11 protein-coding genes are annotated in these 15,923 nt (G+C 62.6%); 5 read left to right on the top strand and 6 right to left on the bottom strand.

Going from position 1 to position 15,923, the window contains the following annotated elements:
• Positions 1–21: 21 nt before the first annotated feature.
• The 6 genes from J3D60_RS03960 to J3D60_RS03935 all read right to left on the bottom strand — a co-directional run bounded on the left by J3D60_RS03960 (position 22) and on the right by J3D60_RS03935 (position 7,742).
• Positions 22–2,154 (bottom strand): chemotaxis protein CheA, encoded by a 2,133-nt coding sequence (locus J3D60_RS03960; RefSeq protein WP_253489890.1) that lies wholly within the window; start codon positions 2,152–2,154, stop codon positions 22–24.
• Positions 2,155–2,158: 4 nt separating this feature from the next.
• Positions 2,159–2,476 (bottom strand): lipid asymmetry maintenance protein MlaB, encoded by a 318-nt coding sequence (locus J3D60_RS03955; RefSeq protein WP_027605686.1) that lies wholly within the window; start codon positions 2,474–2,476, stop codon positions 2,159–2,161.
• 33 nt (positions 2,477–2,509) lie between these two features.
• Positions 2,510–2,878, bottom strand: a complete 369-nt coding sequence (locus J3D60_RS03950; protein ID WP_027605685.1) for a response regulator — start codon at positions 2,876–2,878, stop codon at positions 2,510–2,512.
• A gap of 13 nt (positions 2,879–2,891) precedes the next feature.
• Positions 2,892–4,076 (bottom strand): methyl-accepting chemotaxis protein, encoded by a 1,185-nt coding sequence (locus tag J3D60_RS31240; RefSeq protein ID WP_367399661.1) that lies wholly within the window; start codon positions 4,074–4,076, stop codon positions 2,892–2,894.
• Positions 4,077–4,239: 163 nt separating this feature from the next.
• Positions 4,240–4,869, bottom strand: coding sequence for a response regulator transcription factor (locus tag J3D60_RS03940; protein WP_253489889.1), 630 nt, complete (start codon positions 4,867–4,869; stop codon positions 4,240–4,242).
• Entirely contained in the window at positions 4,869–7,742 is a 2,874-nt protein-coding gene (locus J3D60_RS03935; protein ID WP_253489887.1) for a PAS domain S-box protein, read from the bottom strand. The genes J3D60_RS03940 and J3D60_RS03935 overlap by 1 nt, the downstream gene beginning before the upstream one ends.
• A gap of 527 nt (positions 7,743–8,269) precedes the next feature.
• Here J3D60_RS03935 and J3D60_RS03930 point away from each other — a divergent pair.
• From J3D60_RS03930 to J3D60_RS03910, 5 genes are read left to right on the top strand one after another with little or no spacing between them, the layout of a single operon-like run.
• A complete protein-coding gene (locus tag J3D60_RS03930; protein ID WP_253489884.1) occupies positions 8,270–10,702 on the top strand; it encodes a TonB-dependent siderophore receptor in 2,433 nt (810 codons plus the stop codon).
• Between the two features lie 44 nt (positions 10,703–10,746).
• Entirely contained in the window at positions 10,747–12,360 is a 1,614-nt protein-coding gene (locus tag J3D60_RS03925) for an ABC transporter substrate-binding protein (RefSeq protein ID WP_253493949.1), read from the top strand.
• Entirely contained in the window at positions 12,357–13,307 is a 951-nt protein-coding gene (locus J3D60_RS03920) for an ABC transporter permease (RefSeq protein WP_253489881.1), read from the top strand. The genes J3D60_RS03925 and J3D60_RS03920 overlap by 4 nt, the downstream gene beginning before the upstream one ends.
• Positions 13,308–13,310: 3 nt before the next feature.
• Positions 13,311–14,195, top strand: a complete 885-nt coding sequence (locus J3D60_RS03915) for an ABC transporter permease (protein ID WP_065941353.1) — start codon at positions 13,311–13,313, stop codon at positions 14,193–14,195.
• A complete protein-coding gene (locus J3D60_RS03910; RefSeq protein WP_253489867.1) occupies positions 14,192–15,823 on the top strand; it encodes an ABC transporter ATP-binding protein in 1,632 nt (543 codons plus the stop codon). The genes J3D60_RS03915 and J3D60_RS03910 overlap by 4 nt, the downstream gene beginning before the upstream one ends.
• Positions 15,824–15,923: the final 100 nt, after the last annotated feature.

Raw genomic sequence — 15,923 nt, 5'->3', positions numbered from 1 at the left:
CGAGGCACTCCTGATGACGCTTCAATGAGTCGATAAAGGGCTTGGGATCGAACGATGAGGGGTTTCCTTGGCAACCTGTCCTAGCAAATTCGGGATATCCAGGATCAGCGCAACGGCTCCACTTCCGAGGATGGTGAACCCGCCCAGCCCATGGGCATCACCAAACACTTTGCCCAGTGGCTTGATCACGGTTTGGAACTCCCCCTGCAGGCGGTCAACCACCAGGCCGGCACGCAAGCCTGCGTATTGCACGACGACCACGTTTTCCCGGCTGCCTCCAGGCTCTTGCACATCAAACATGTCGCGCAGCCGCAGGATCGGCAGCACCTCGCCCCGCAGGTCCAGGTAGCCGGTTTCGGTGCCCCGCTGAGGTGCCAGCTCGATGCACTCCTCCACCATGTTCAGCGGAATCACATAAGAAGCCTTGCCCACGCCGATCAGGAAACCATCAATGATCGCCAGCGTCAGCGGCAGGCGGATGCGCACCGTGGTGCCCTGCCCGACTTCACTCTCGAGGCTGACGCTGCCGCGTAACGCCGTGATATTGCGCTTCACGACGTCCATGCCTACGCCACGGCCGGACAGGTTGCTGACCTGGTCGGCGGTGGAGAATCCCGGCTCGAAAATCAGATTCAGGATGTCTTTGTCCGACGGCTGCGGGCCCTCTCCTACCAGACCACGCTCACGGGCCTTGGCCAGGATCTTGTCCTTGGCCAGGCCACCGCCGTCGTCGGACACCTCGATCACGATGCTGCCGGATTCGTGATAGGCATTCAGGCGGACCGTGCCCTGGGCCGGCTTGCCCCGCTGGAGGCGCGTCGACGCCGGCTCAATGCCGTGGTCCATGGCATTGCGCACCAAATGGGTCAGCGGGTCGCCAATGCGTTCGACGACGGTCTTGTCCAGCTCGGTCTCACCGCCGCCGATGTGCAGCACGATGTCCTTGCCCAACTCTTTGGAGACGTCCCGCACCACACGCTGGAACCGCGTGAACGTTGCGCCGATCTGCACCATGCGCAGGGTCAGCGCCGAGTCGCGGACTTCCTCGACCAGCCGCGATAACAGGCTGGTGGATTCGATCATCTCGCCAATCCCACTGCGTACCGCCACCAGGTTGGCGCCGGCACCGGCAATGATCAGCTCGCCGACCAGGTTGATCAGTTGGTCCAGCTTGGCGGCATCGACCCGAATCAGGTTGCCTTCATTGCTCGCCGCGCTTTTGCCGGCCTTGACCGGCGGCGTTGTCGACTCCTGGACATCAGGCTCGCTGCGCGTTTCGACCGGCGCCTGCTCGGCGTCCTGGGTCACAAGCAAGGCCTGGGCCTCGGTCAATGTGCCGCAACGCACCAGCAGCTCGACCAGCGTGGCGTTGTCTTCCGGCAACCCGTCGAGATGGGTCCGACACGCCTGCACCGTGGCATTCGGTGCAAGGATGCGAACCAGCGCGTCCTCGCGGACAAAATCAAAGGCGCCGTCGATGACCTCCAGGGAAGCGTCGCTGGCCAGTGCGAGTTCAAACCCGAGGTAATTGGTCTCCGGGTCCATGGCGGTCATGGGCGGCAACCCATCGAACAAGGTAACGGTATGCAGCAAGCGCCCCAGCGTGCTCAGGTAACGCAGGAACGCCAAGGGGTCCATGCCATTGCGCAACACATCCGGGCCAAAGCGCAGCGACAAATGCCAATGGCCGGGACTGCCGCCTGGCTCATCCGCCGGCGCCGGCGCTTGAAGGGCCGGCGCCGGGGTCGAGACCGCCGCGTCCAGATACAGCGACAGCCGCTCAATGAGCGCTTGACCCTGAGCCCGCACTGGTTCGTCCAGGCGATCCAGGTTGCCGTCCTCGGCCAGCAGGTCGATCAATTGGCCGATATGGTCACGGGCGTCGAGGAACAACGCACTCAACGCCTCGTCGACGCGCACTTCCAGGCTGCGCACCCGGTCCAGCACGCTTTCTGCGACGTGGGTGAACTCAACGATCGGCATCAAGCCAAACAGGCCGGCCGACCCCTTGATGGTGTGGGCCACGCGGAACAGGCCGTTGATGGTGTCCAGGTCCTGGGGCGACTTCTCGATCTGCAGCAGCGCATCTTCCATTTGCAACAGAAGCTCGCGACTTTCGGCAATGAACGTCTGCAGCACGTCATCCATGTTCATACGCTTACGCTCCGACCGACTGGGTGAAACTCGCATTGGTGAAGTAGTCGTCAAGGCCGCTGAGGCGAAAGGCTTCGCTCACCGTCGAACTGGGGTTGCTCAGCAACAACTGGGTGCCTTCCTTGAGAGACTCGCGCTTGATGAGGATCAACAGCTGCAAACCGGCACTGTCGAGTTCATCGACACTGGACAGGTCCAACTCCACTTCATGGGCCAGGGGAAACAACGACAACAGCACGTCCTTTTGCTCGGCAGCCGTGTAGATCGTCAAGGGGCCCTCCATGACCTGGATTCGACGTAGCATCGGGACGGCGCTTTTCATGTAAACCTCCTGGCCAGCGGTCGCTGGTCATCGCTATGGCAGGATCAACTTGGAGACGGCGGTCAGCATTTGCGCAGGCTGGAAGGGCTTGACCATCCAGGCCTTGGCGCCGGAGGCCTGGCCTTGCTGCTTCATCGCATCGCTGGCTTCGGTGGTCAGCATGATGACCGGCGTGAACTTGTAGGCCGGCAACAGCTTGGCGGCCTTGACGAAACTGAGGCCGTCCATGTTGGGCATGTTCACGTCGCTGACAATCAGGTGGATTTTGCGGCCGTCCAGTTTGCTCAGGGCGTCCTTGCCATCACAGCCTTCGATCACGTCGTAACCGGCGCCTTTGAGGGTGATGCTCACCACCTGGCGGATGGAGGCCGAGTCGTCGACGATCAGAATGGTTTTGCTCATCGGAAAAACTCCTCTAGAAAAACGTGATTTCGTTGGCAGCGGCCTGGGCAGGCGCTTTACCGCCATGAATGGCGTGCTGCTCCGGCATGGTGTAGGCCGTTGACAGCTCCTGCAGCCAACGGTCACTGCTCATCGGCGCCAGGGACTGTCCGCTGAGGCTCGACTCATGACGTTCGTCCAACTGCTGCTGCAACTTGTCCAGGTCTCGGGTAATCAAGGCCAGCATCTGGCTGACGCGGTCCTGGAACTGCAGGGCAACCAGCACCTGGGCAATCTCGTCGGCGACGTTGGCGCTCTGCTGCTGCAGGTCATGGCTGTTGCGCACAATGGTCTGGGCGGTTGCGCGAAAATGTTCGATAACCTCCGACACCACGCGCTCCGAATCGGCGAGGGTCAGGGTGTCTTGTTCGGCGTGGTGGCGGGACATCTGCACCGTGCGGGCGATGGCGGCGTTGACGGTGATCACGGTTTCGCTGATCTTGCGCCCGGTCTCGCCGGACATGCTCGACAACTTGCGCACTTCATCGGCGACCACCGCAAACCCTCGCCCCGCCTCCCCGGCTCGCGCAGCCTCGATAGCCGCGTTGAGGGCAAGCAGGTTGGTTTGACTGGCGATGTCGCCGACAAACTTGGCCATCTGCTGAAGCTGCTCGGTGAAGCCCGAGAGCTGCATGACTTCCTTGAGCTCATTCTCCTTGTTGGTGAGCGCGGCGCGCAGGGCCACGACGATGGAATTGAGGTCACGCTGGCCGACCTCCAGCAAGTCGACCAATTGTTGCGAAGCGTCCTGGCCGCCATTGCTGGAGACACTGTGGCTGATGTTGGATGACAGCGTGCCAAAACGCTCGCTGAGGCTGAGAATCGAGGTCTCACTGATCGAACGCGCCGCTTCTATCTGCCGCGACCAGATCGGCAGCACGCTGAAGCACACTTGCGCCAGGCCGTTATCGACGGCCAGCGTCGGAGCAATGGATGCCGGTTGATCGAGCTGCTGTTGCAGGCCACGCCACTGCGCCTGGCACCTGCTGTTTGCCCACAGGCCCATGCCGATACACAACGTAAACAACGCGCCGCCAGCGGCCAGCGACCCCATGCTGAAGCGCTCGCTCCAGGCAATCGCAAGCCCGCCCAGCAGGCCCGCGAACGCAACCGGAAACAGGGTCAAAGCAGCGGAAGGGGGTGGTGTCGGTGCGCTCACGGTCTGTCTCCCTGTCAAGGCCTGTCGTCACGGCCTGACCGGCCATTCGACTGCTTGAAAGAGATACTGGCCCGATAATGGCACTGCCACCATCGGAGCATCCCTATTCTGGGGTAGGGATCCTGGAAAACCGCCTAGGAAAATCCCTACCCCCGTACACGCTTCACGAAATACCCAGGGTCATGGCGAAACGCACAATGTCGGCGGTGGAGGAGAACCCCATCTTTTCCATCAGCCGGGTCTTATGGGTACTGACCGTCTTGTTACTGATGACCAACTGCTCGGCGATCTGGTTGACGCTCATGCCGTGCGCCAACAAGCGCAGGATCTGGAACTCGCGATCGGACAAAGTCTCGACAAAGGTCTGCTGCTTCAAGCCACTGCTTTGCAGCGCGATCTGTTCCGCCAGCCCGGGGTCGAGGTAGCGTTGGCCACTGACCACTCGACGCATCGCGACCAACAGGGTTTCGGGATCGCGGTCCTTGGTCAGGTAGCCGAGTGCACCGGCGCGTAATGCCCGTTGCGCGATATGGATTTCGTTATGCATGCTCAACACCAGAATCGGCAGTTTCGGGTATTGGGTATGCAGGCGCGCAATCAAAATCTCGCCGCTGATACCCGGCATATTCATGTCGAGCAGCAACAGGTCGATCTCGACCTGGCGCAACAGTTCGATCAGTTGCGTGCCACTCTCGGCTTCGGCCACCACCTGCACGTCGGTGACCAGCGAGAACAGTTGCTTGAGCCCTTCGCGCATGATGGTGTGGTCATCGGCGATCAGCATGCGAATCATCAATACCTATCCTTGTGCATCGGAATGAACGCCTGGACCGTAGTGCCCTGTCCAGGGTGACTGAAAATGATCACTTTGCCGCCCAGCATCAGGCCGCGCTCACGCATGCCGGCCAAGCCCAGGGTCTGGCGACCGACGGCATCCGGGTCAAAGCCCTTGCCGTTGTCCTGGACCTCGAGCACCCAGTGCGTCTCCTGCGGGCTCAGGGTGACGCTGACCTGCGTCGCTTCGGCATAACGCGCGATATTGGTCAGCGATTCCTGCACGATGCGAAACGCCGCGGTCACGTGGGTATCCGGAAGGGTCAGAGGAATCAGCGGCAGGTTCAACGCACAGGGAACCTGGGTCAAGGTAACGAATTCGGCTGTCAGCCATTCAAGACCGGACACCAGCCCCAGGTTCAGCGCGGAGGGGCGCAGGCTCGTGGACACATTGCGCACGACCTGAATGGTCTTGTCGGTCAGCGCCATCAAGCGCTCGACCTGAGGGGTGAGTTCAGGCGTATCGGTGCCGAACTGAAACCTCAGCAACGAGATGCCCATGCGCAGCGCCGTCAGGTGCTGGCCCAGTTCGTCATGGATCTCCCGGGCAATCAGTTTGCGTTCCTCTTCCCGCGCCGTTTCCCGGCGGGTCGACAGGTCGCGTAATTGCGCGTTGGAATTGGCCAGGCGCCGCTCCGCCGCGCGCAGCTTGGAAATATCGCGCCCGACGGCCAGTACGCTGACGACGCGCTGGCCGTCGACCTCGGGAACAAAGTGGATCAACACCACCTTGGGCGCGGTTTTCAAACCCGACAATAGGAACTCCTGTTCCGTGGCTTTATTCTGGCGAATCACCTGGGCCACCAATTCTCGAAAAAGCTGGGACTGGGCGTTCAGCGGCACCACTTCATCCATGGGCATGCCCATCAGTTCCGGCCAGGCCCCGCCCACCCATTTTCGCAACTGCGCATTGACGTAGAGCACCTCCCCGAGAACACTCAAGCGCGCGACGGCGTCCGGGCTGTTTTCCACCAGGGCGTTGATGTCGTGCTGGCGTTCCAGTTCTTTCTGCCGGGCCCGGGTCAAATGGGTCACATCACGACCGATCACCAAGACCCGCGGGCCTACGCTGCCCGAGTCGGCGACCGGAACCAGGGTAAAGTGCAGGTTGCGCACTTCGTTGCGCAGCACCATGCTCTCCTCAGACTCCACCACCCGCTCGGCGGCCCTGCATTGGTCATGAAGGGCCTGGATTTTTTCCGCGTTGAGCCGGCCAAAGATCGACGCCAGCGCCTCGCCAATAACCTCGCCATGGGGTTTCCCAAGCACCTGCAACAGGGCCGGATTGACCTCGACACAGCGCAGATCACCCCATGGCGCAGCCTCCAGCAGGCACAACATGTCCAAGGTATGGTCGAAAATATCCCGGTAGCGGCGCTCGCGCTCCCTGAGCAAGGATTCGGAGCGCCAGCGTTCAATGGCAATCGCGGCAATGTGGCAGGTCTGGCGCACGCGCTGCAGGTCGCTCTCATCCAGCGCAGAACCGGGCGAGCGCGACAACGCGAAAGCCCCAAGGGTCTGCCCCTGATTGTCGAGGATGGGCTCGTACCAGCAGGCGGAAGAAGGCTTGAATACCGACGAATCGAGGCTTTGCGGTTCAGCAAGCACTACGCCACAGGAACAGTGAGGCAAGGCCAGTTGAAGATAACTCACCAGCAATCCCAGGGTTTCGTCCAGCGAGGCGCCCGTGGCCATTGTTTCGAAGATGCGCAGACGTGCGTCTTCAAGCACTTGCTGTTTGCGCAACTCAGTGATGTCGTGGGCCAGTGCCAGCACGCCTGCCACCTCACCGGATGGGCTGCGTTCAGCCATCAGGCTGACGACACAACTCACCGCTTCACCACCGGGGCCGGCCGGCCAACTGTTGAGGAATTGAGCGGTCTGGCCTGTGGATGCCACATGACGCAGATGATCGAGGTAATCACCGGGCTGCTCCCTGGGGCTGGCGCCTATGGCCTCGTCATAAGACATACCGGTCAAGAGCAGGAACGTCGGGTTGACGTACGTACGCAACAGGTTGCGATCGTAGCGCACAATGATGTTGGGTGAATTCTCCGCCAGGGTGAGGAATTTCAGCTCGCTGCCCAGCAAGGTTTCGCGAAGCTGCCAGTTCTCGGTGATGTCTTCCAGTTGGGAGACAAAGCAGATCGGCTGCCCCTGGTCGTCCCGCACCAGCCCCACGGTCAGGCGCACCCAGACAACCTGGCCGTCGTGGTGGATGTAGCGTTTATGCAAGGTGGCGCCCTGCCGTGCACCGCCCTTCAATTCTTCTATCAGCTGCTTGCCCACTTCGCGGTCTTCGGGGTGGGTCAAGGCCATGAACGTGGTGCTTTGCAGCTGTGCCTCGCTGTAGCCAAGCAACCTGCAAATGACGCTGTTGGCCCTCAGCCAACGACCGTCCAGTGACACGAGGGCCAAGCCAGTGCCGGAGGAGTCGAAAATGGCTTCAAGGGGGATCTCGGAGAAGCGCTCGCTGTGGGAATGCGCGGTTGGGGGCTCAGGAAGGGGAAGGATTTCAACGATAAAATAGTCGTCGCGCCACGGTGTCATCGACAGGTTCAACCGGCCGGACTGCCTCGCGGTCGCCTCGAAACACACACGGGATTGCCCATCGGCCTTTTCCAGCGCCGCATAAAAAAGCTGGCTGTCTTGCGGGCGCAGCAAGGAGAGAAACTCGGTGTTTGTCTCGGGAGGGACGCCGTTCTGATACTGCAATGTTGAAAACCCAGGGTTGCCCAACACGACCCGTGCAGATCGATCCAGGACCACAACCGCACCCGACAGGCAGGCAAATACGCCTTTAAGGGTTTGCAGCACTTCCTTGACTGCCATTACCGCTCCTGCATACGTCCACGCTTACGATGAAGACCCCACCGTAAATACTTCAAAAGTTGTTGCTGGTTCGCGCCCTGAAAGCCTGGGTATCTGGCGAAGCCGGTAACCGAACCAGTCAATTGAATGTATGCCCAACGGGTGCCCACAAAAACAACACCCTATGGATAGCGTTGCCCGGCACTTGATGGAGACTATCGTAGTCTCATTTACGGCCGGCGCCAGCCAGACTAAAGATTTACGTTCAGCCGCAGGGAATCCTCACGCCGGCCTCCGGCATGCCACCCCACGTCGATGTTTTGGATGTCGAACACTCAGCCCACGCCAAGGCTCTACACATAATAAAAATAGATGATCTTATAAATTCAAAAGATAACAATATCTAATAATTAGCTTATTCCAAAAAAGACTTTCCCCACGGTTTTTTATAGGGATATCTTCATTCCACACACCGACCCCATGCCTGGCGGAGGACGTACCCCCGATCACCAGGAGCCTTCAGCAGGCTTACATGGACCCTTTCCGACATGCCAGACATCGCCGCCCCCCTACCCCGCAGAAGATTCCACCTGTCACTGCTGACCAGTTCCCTGCTGCTGGCCGGCGCGCCCTCCTTCGCCGAAGCCGCCGCCGACGAGGCCAAGCTCGATACGGTGACCGTGATCTCCACCGGTTTGCGTGGCCAGCAACGTACCGTGGCCGACAGCCCGGCGCCGATTGACGTGATCAACAGCGAACAGCTGCTCAAGACCGGGCGCGCCGAGTTGTCCGAGGCGATTGCCAAGCTGCTGCCGTCGTTCAACTTCGGCACCAATATCGCCGGCTACAACTCGGTGACGCGTCCGCTGAGCAACCGCAGCCTCGGCCCGGCCTATACCCTGGTGCTGGTCAACGGCAAACGCCGGCACAACGGTGCCACCGGCCAGCGCGGGTCGATCGACAACAGCGGCGCCAATGCGGTGGACATCGACCTGATCCCGGTCAGTTCGGTGGACCATATCGAGGTGCTTAAAGACAGCGCGGCGGCTCAGTATGGTTCGGATGCCGTGGCCGGGGTGATCAATATCATCCTCAAGGCCGGCAACAGCGGCGGGCACCTGGAAACCAGCTACGGCCAGTTGTTTTCCGGCCAGGGGGAAACGATCAAGGTGGCCGGCGACCAGGGTTTCAAGCTGGGCGACGGCGGCTTTTTCCACCTCTCCGCCGACGCCCGCAAACGCGGCGAGGCCTCTTGGAACGACAAGGCCGACAGCAGCGTGCGCGCCTTCAACGATCCGGCCAGGGAAGCGGCCTGGGACCGGGTGGCAATCAAGAACGGCGACCCGGACCTGAAAGCCTTCAACCTCGCCTACAACGCCGAACTGCCCCTGGAAGACCTGACGCTCTACTCGTTCTCCACCTACGGCGAGCGCGATGCCGAGGCCGCCAACTACTTCCGCCTGCCGACCGGCCGGGCCGCCGTGCCCGAGGTGTTCCCCGACGGCTACTACCCGCTGAACAACATCAAGGACCGCGACTACCAACTGCTGTTCGGCGGCAAGGGCCAGGCGGCCGAGTGGAACTGGGACCTGAGCACCACCTACGGACGCAACAACGTCCACCATTCCAGCGACCTGAATATCAACCCGTCCCTGGGCACCGCCTCGCCGACCAGGTTCGACAACCTGGCTACCTTCCGTTTCGAGCAGTGGGTGAACAACCTGGACGTCACCCGCCGCTACGACAGCCTGTTCAACCTGACCTCGCCGGTGCAGGTGTCGGCCGGCCTGGAGCATCGCTGGGAACATTTCAGCACCTTCGCCGGTGACCCCGAAGCCTATATCACCGGCACCTACCCGACGGCATCGGGCGCACAGGCGGCGGTGACGATTCGCCCGGAGGATGAAGTCAGCCTGATCCGCAACAACTACGCCGGCTACCTGGACCTGGGCTTCGACCTGACCGAGCGCTGGTTCCTCGACGTCGCCGGGCGGATCGAACATTACGACGATGATTCAGGCAACACCTTCGGCCTCAAAGTGAATTCGCGCTACGAACTGACCGACAGTGTGGCCGTGCGCGGCACCGTCGGCACCGGCTTCCGCGCGCCATCCCTGACCCAGATCGGCTACACCGTGGCCGACAACCGGGTGGCTACCGATGTGAACGGCAACGTGGTGCCCGCCGTGACCCGCCTGACCCCGTCGGGCAGCAATCTGGCCAAGGCCTTGGGTGGCGATGACCTCAAGCCGGAAAAGTCACGCAACCTCGGGCTGGGCTTGACCTGGCAGCCGGCACCGCGCACCAGCATCACCGCCGACGCTTACCTGATCGACATCGACGACCGTATCGCCCTGACCAGCAATATCTACGACCAGGGCAACGGCGTGATCAACGGCATCCTCAGCGCCCAAGGCGTGCCCTCGGGGACCTGGGTCAACTACTACACCAACGCCTTCGATACCCGCACCCGTGGCCTGGACGTGGTCGCCGACCACACCACGCCGCTGGAGGCCTGGGGCGATGTGCGCTGGAGCCTGGGCTTCAACTGGAACAAGACCACTATCGAAGGCACCCGGGACACCCCGAGTGCGCTGGCCAACTCCGGCGTCACCCTGGTGGGCCGCGACCGCGAAGGCGATCTCACCCAAGCCTCGCCCAAGACCAAATGGATCCTGGGCGCCAACTGGAAAGTCGAGGACCTCGCAGTGAACCTGCAAACCAGCCGCTACGGCGCGGTCAAGACCCTGGCCGTAAACCCATCCGGCGACCGCAGCTTCGGCGCGAAATGGATCACCGACCTGGACGTCAGCTACACCTTCGTCGACCAGATCATCGTCAGCATCGGCGGCACCAACATCTTCGACGTGCGCCCCGACCGGCACGCCGTGTACAGCAACCTGGGCCTGGCGCCCTACGGTAACCCGCCGTTCTACCCCGGCGGCGGCTACTGGTACACCAAGCTGGCCTACGACTTCTAAGCCAATCGCCATACGAGGGCATCCCATTGAACACCTCCAACTTGATGAGCCGTCTATTGGCCCCTTGCGCCCTGGCATTGAGCCTGGCCGCCTGCTCGCCTGCGGGCACTGACAGCCAGGCCGGCAAGACCTTGAACATCGCCTTCTTCGGCGACAACACCACCCTGGTCAGCGTCGACCCGTTCCAGGTCTATTGGCTCGAACACCGGGTGCTGCTGCGCAATATCGCCGAATCCCTCACCGACCAGGATCCGCAGACCGGCAGGATCATTCCCTGGCTGGCGAAAAGCTGGGACGTCAGCGACGACGCGTTGACCTACACCTTCCATTTGCGCGACAACGTCACCTTCAGCAACGGCGAGCGCTTCGATGCCAAGGCCGTGAAAACCGCGTTTGACAGCAACAAGGCACTGGCGACTGAGCTGCCGGCCACCTTCGGCGCGACGTACCTGGCGGGCTTTGATCGCGCGGAAGTAGTCGACGACTTCACCGTCAAGCTGGTGCTCGCCAAGCCCAATGCGGGCTTCCTGCAGGCGACCTCCACCACCAACCTGGCCATTCTCGCGCCGGCCTCCTACGTGCTGAGCGTCAAGGAACGCTCACTCGGCAAGATCATCGGTACCGGCCCGTTCGTACTGGCCAGCTATACCCCGGAAGTCGGCGCGCACCTGACCAAGCGCAAGGGTTACGCCTGGGCGTCGGCGAATATGAAAAACCAGGGCGAAGCGCACCTGGAGGCGGTGGACGTCACCTACATCCCCGAGGAAAGCGTGCGTAACGGCCTGTTCCTGCAAGGCAAGGCCGACATCCTGTGGCCCCGCAACCCGTTCTCGGAAGTCGACCTGAAACTGTTCCAATCCAAGGGCGCCACCATCCAGAGCCGCTCGCTGCCGGGGCCGGCGCTGAACCTGTATCCCAACACCCGCGGCGAGCGGGCACTGGCCGACAAGCAAGTACGGCTGGCGGTGCAAAAGGCCATTGACCGCAAGAGCTACGCCAGCACCGTGTACAACGCCGAATTCCCGGTGGTGGACGGTATCTACGACGTCACCACGCCCTACTTCAAAAGCCAGGGCGCCAAGCTGGCCTACGACCCGGCGGGTGCCGAGCGCCTGTTGGACCAGGCCGGCTGGGCCAAGGGCACCGATGGCTACCGGCACAAAGACGGCAAGCGCCTGAGCCTGAGCTACAACATCACCCCGGCGGAAACTGCCGGGGACGTGCTGCTCCAGGACCAGCTGCGCAAGGTCGGTATCGAGGTCAAGCTCAATGTGGTCACTCGCGCCGAATGGGTAGCCAACAACTCGGCCGGTAACTATGACCTGACCAGCACCTACATGACCCGCGCCGATCCGATCATCCTGCAGACCATCCTCGACCCTCGCACCGCCAACAGCTCGACCCTGGCCACCAATCTCTACGCAGCGCCAACCCTGGAAAAAGCCAAGGGCCTCTTTGACGCCGGCATCACCGCCACCCAAAGCGCTCAAAGGGCGGCAGCCTACGGCGACCTGCAGGACCTGCTGATCGACGAAGGCTCGGCGTTCCCGGTGTATGAGCGCGTGTGGCAGGCCGCGACGTCGCCCAAGGTGAAAAACTTCCGCTGGACCGCCGAAGGCTTCGCCCTGCTGGGCGATATCGAGGTCGGCACGCCATGAGCCGCTACCTGATCGGCCGGGTCGGCCAGGCGCTGCTGGTGCTATGGGGGGCCTATAGCATTACCTACTTCATCCTCTATCTGCTGCCGGGCGATACCTTGTCGATCATGCTCAGCGCGTCCGGCATGGAAGCCGACGCCCTGTCGGTGGAAGACCTGGCCAAGGCGCGCGTCTACTACGGGTTGGACAAAGGCCTGTTCGAGCAATATATCGACCTGCTGCTGGGGGCATTGCACGGGGACTTCGGGCAGTCGCTGTCGCTCAATCGCCCGGTGGCCGAATTGCTCGCCGAGCGCCTTCCCCAGACCCTTTCCCTGGCCGGCCTGGCGATTGTGCTCTCGCTGCTCGGCGGTATCGGCCTGGCTTACCTCACCGCGTATATCCGCTGGCAACCGTTGAAAAAGGCATTGGCGCGCTTGCCGTCCCTGGGCTTTTCGGTGCCAGTGTTCTGGATGGGGTTGCTGTTGATCCAGGTGTTTGCGTTTGGCCTGGGTTGGTTTCCCGCCACCGGCAGCCGCGGGGTTGAAAGCCTGGTGCTGCCGGCGGTCACCCTGGCGATTCCGAGCGCCGCGGTGTACGCCCAGGTGCTGCAACGCAGCTTCCAGGGCGTGTGGAAGGAGTCCTATATCGTCACCGCCTACGCCAAGGGCCTGAGCCGGGGCCAGGTGCAGGCGCGCCACGGGTTCAGGAACGCCGCGCTGCCGATCCTCACCCTGATCGGCCTGCAGGTGGGTAACACGGTGTCCGGCGCAGTGCTGGTGGAAACCATCTTTGCCCGCTCCGGCATCGGTCGCCTGGCCCAGGAAGCGGTGTTGCGCCAGGACATTCCGGTGGTGCTGGCCATCGTCGCGGTGTCGGCGGCGGCATTTGTCCTGGTGAACCTGCTGGTGGACCTGCTTTATCCCTGGCTCGACCCGCGCATCTCCCACACGCCCAAGGTGTCCTAGACCATGACGACGCTTACCCGGAAACTGATCCGCAGCGAAACACTCTGGCGCCGCCGCAGCCCCTGGCAACGCGCGACGGCGACACTCCTGCCATTGCTGCGCCGGCCAGGGTTCAGCCTGGCGGTGCTGGTGGTGCTGTTCTCCCTGGTTGCCGCCGTGACGCCGCAGTTGCTGAGCAGCTTCGACCCTTACGCCACCGCGCCGGCCGCCAAACTCAGCGCCCCCAACCTGACCCACTGGTTCGGCACCGATGAACTGGGCCGCGACCTGTTCACCCGCGTGGTCTACGGCGCCAGCCTGTCAGTGCTGGCCGCCTCCCTGGCGGTCGGCATCGCCCTGGTGGGCGGGTTGGGGCTGGGCATTTTGTCCGGGTTTGCCGGTGGGCGTATCGATGCGCTGATCATGCGCTTTGTCGATGTGCTGCTGGCCCTGCCCGGCCTGCTGCTGGCCCTGGCGATTGTTACGGCCATCGGCTTCGGTACGGTGCCGGTGGCGATTGCCGTGGGCATCGGCATCATTCCGGGTTTTGCCCGCACCACCCGCGCCGAAGTGCTACGGGTGAAAACCCTGCCCTATGTCGAAGCCGCACGCCTGGGCGGTGCCAGCTGGGGCCGTACGTTGTTGCGGCACATCCTGCCCAACGCCTGGGGCCCGGTGGCAGTGTTGGCCACCCTGGACTTCGGCGCGGCGATCCTTGCCACCGCCGGCCTGAGTTTTCTCGGTTTCGGCGCAGCACCACCGGCGGCGGAATGGGGCACGTTGATTGCCAACGGCCGACACTTCCTGATCACAGCACCGTGGGTGTCCTTGCTACCCGGCCTGTTCCTGGTGGCCGTGGTGTTCAGCCTCAACCATATCGCCCGCACGTTCGAGGAGATCCAGCGATGAATACCCAACCGCGTTTAATCGATGTGCGCCAACTGAGTGTCGACTACCGTTCCGGCGGCCAGCTCAATCCGGCGGTGCGCAGCCTGTCGTTTTCACTCACCCAGGGCGAAACCGTGGCGATTGTCGGCGAGTCCGGTTCGGGCAAATCCACCCTGGCCAACGCCATCCTAGGCCTGCTGCCCGAGAATGCACAGATCAGCGCCGGTGAACTGTGGGTGGATGGTCACAACCTGACCCACGCCAGCGAACGCCAGAAACGCAAGCTGCGTGGGCGCACCATCGGCCTGGTGCCCCAGGACCCGATGGTCAGCCTCAACCCCACGCTGCGCATCGGCCAGCAGATCGCCGAGGCGCTGATACTCGCCAAGGGCAAACGCTACCCCGGCGTCGATGCCGACATTGTCGAGCTGCTGCAACAGGTGGGCATCGACAACCCGGTATTGCGCGCGCGCCAGTACCCCCATGAACTCTCCGGCGGCATGCGCCAGCGCGTGCTGATCGCCATCGCCCTGGCCGGCAACCCGCGCCTGATCATCGCCGACGAGCCCACCAGCGCCCTCGACGTGACCGTGCAGCGCAAGATCCTCGACCACTTGCAACGCCTGGTCAGTGAACGCGGCATTTCCCTGCTGATCATCACCCATGACCTGGGCGTGGCGCTCGACCGTGCCGACCGCATCCTGGTGATGCAACAGGGTGAAGTGGTAGAGCAAGGTCCGCCGCGGCAGATACTCGCGAAGCCCAGCCACGACTACACCCGTGCGCTGATCGCTGCCGCCCCCGCCTTCGCCAGGCGGCGTGAACCGTTGCTCAACCTCGACCTGGGACGTGAGCCGATCCTGAGCCTGCACAATGTCGGCAAGACGTTTGCCCTGCCCAAGGTCAAGGGCGAAGCCTCGACCTTCGTGGCCCTGGAGGACCTGAGCCTGGAGGTGTACCCCGGCCAGACCCTGGCCATCGTCGGCGAGTCCGGCTCGGGTAAGAGCACCGCGCTGCGCATCGCCCTGGGCCTGGAGAAGCCGACTCAGGGCCGGGTGCGGTTCGAGCAGCAAGACGTCACCGACCTGAGCTGGCGCGACTTCCGCCCGTTGCGCCAACGCCTGCAACTGGTGCAACAAAACCCCTTCGCGGCGCTGGACCCGCGCTTCACCGTGTTCGACAGCATCGTGGAGCCGCTGGTGTCGTTTGGCTTGCTCAAGGGCGCCGCCCTGGAACAGGCGGCGCGGGCGTTGATCAGCCGTGTGCACCTGCCGGTGAGCTTTCTCGATCGTCTGCCTCGTGAACTGTCGGGTGGCCAGTGCCAACGGGTCGCCATCGCCAGGGCCCTGGCGTTGAAACCCGACCTGCTGTTGCTGGATGAACCGGTCAGCGCCCTCGACGTGTCGGTGCAGGCGCGCATTCTTGACCTGCTGGAAGAGCTGCAACGGGAAATGGGCATCGCCTATGTGCTGGTGTCCCACGACTTGTCGGTGGTGGCCAATTTCGCCCATGAGGTGCTGGTGCTGCGCAATGGCCGCGTGATTGAACAGGGCTCGGTGGAACGCATCTTCAACCAGCCGGCCAGCGACTACACCCGCGAACTGATTGCGGCCATCCCTGGCCGTCACGTCACGGCAAGCGCCGCCTGAGCCTGATTGCGTCCCGCAGCCCCAGGAAGGAAGCAATTGATAACACTCTTGTGTGGAATCAAACGTCACCACTGCTCACTCAGGCTACGAGCCCGGTCGA

Source organism: Pseudomonas sp. S3E17 (genome assembly GCF_024168685.1).
In the GTDB taxonomy this organism is placed as follows: domain Bacteria; phylum Pseudomonadota; class Gammaproteobacteria; order Pseudomonadales; family Pseudomonadaceae; genus Aquipseudomonas; species Aquipseudomonas marginalis.
This window is presented reverse-complemented; position numbering and strand designations above follow the sequence as displayed.

Bases quoted from the DNA above. Each gene is read 5' to 3' on its own strand.
- J3D60_RS03930 (WP_253489884.1), top strand. From the start codon at position 8,270: ATGCCAGACATCGCCGCCCCCCTACCCCGCAGAAGATTCCACCTGTCA.
- J3D60_RS03950 (WP_027605685.1), bottom strand. From the start codon at position 2,878: ATGAGCAAAACCATTCTGATCGTCGACGACTCGGCCTCCATCCGCCAG.
- J3D60_RS03940 (WP_253489889.1), bottom strand. From the start codon at position 4,869: ATGATTCGCATGCTGATCGCCGATGACCACACCATCATGCGCGAAGGG.
- J3D60_RS03935 (WP_253489887.1), bottom strand. From the start codon at position 7,742: ATGGCAGTCAAGGAAGTGCTGCAAACCCTTAAAGGCGTATTTGCCTGC.
- J3D60_RS03960 (WP_253489890.1), bottom strand. From the start codon at position 2,154: ATGAACATGGATGACGTGCTGCAGACGTTCATTGCCGAAAGTCGCGAG.
- J3D60_RS03915 (WP_065941353.1), top strand. From the start codon at position 13,311: ATGACGACGCTTACCCGGAAACTGATCCGCAGCGAAACACTCTGGCGC.
- J3D60_RS03955 (WP_027605686.1), bottom strand. From the start codon at position 2,476: ATGAAAAGCGCCGTCCCGATGCTACGTCGAATCCAGGTCATGGAGGGC.
- J3D60_RS03910 (WP_253489867.1), top strand. From the start codon at position 14,192: ATGAATACCCAACCGCGTTTAATCGATGTGCGCCAACTGAGTGTCGAC.
- J3D60_RS03920 (WP_253489881.1), top strand. From the start codon at position 12,357: ATGAGCCGCTACCTGATCGGCCGGGTCGGCCAGGCGCTGCTGGTGCTA.
- J3D60_RS03925 (WP_253493949.1), top strand. From the start codon at position 10,747: ATGAGCCGTCTATTGGCCCCTTGCGCCCTGGCATTGAGCCTGGCCGCC.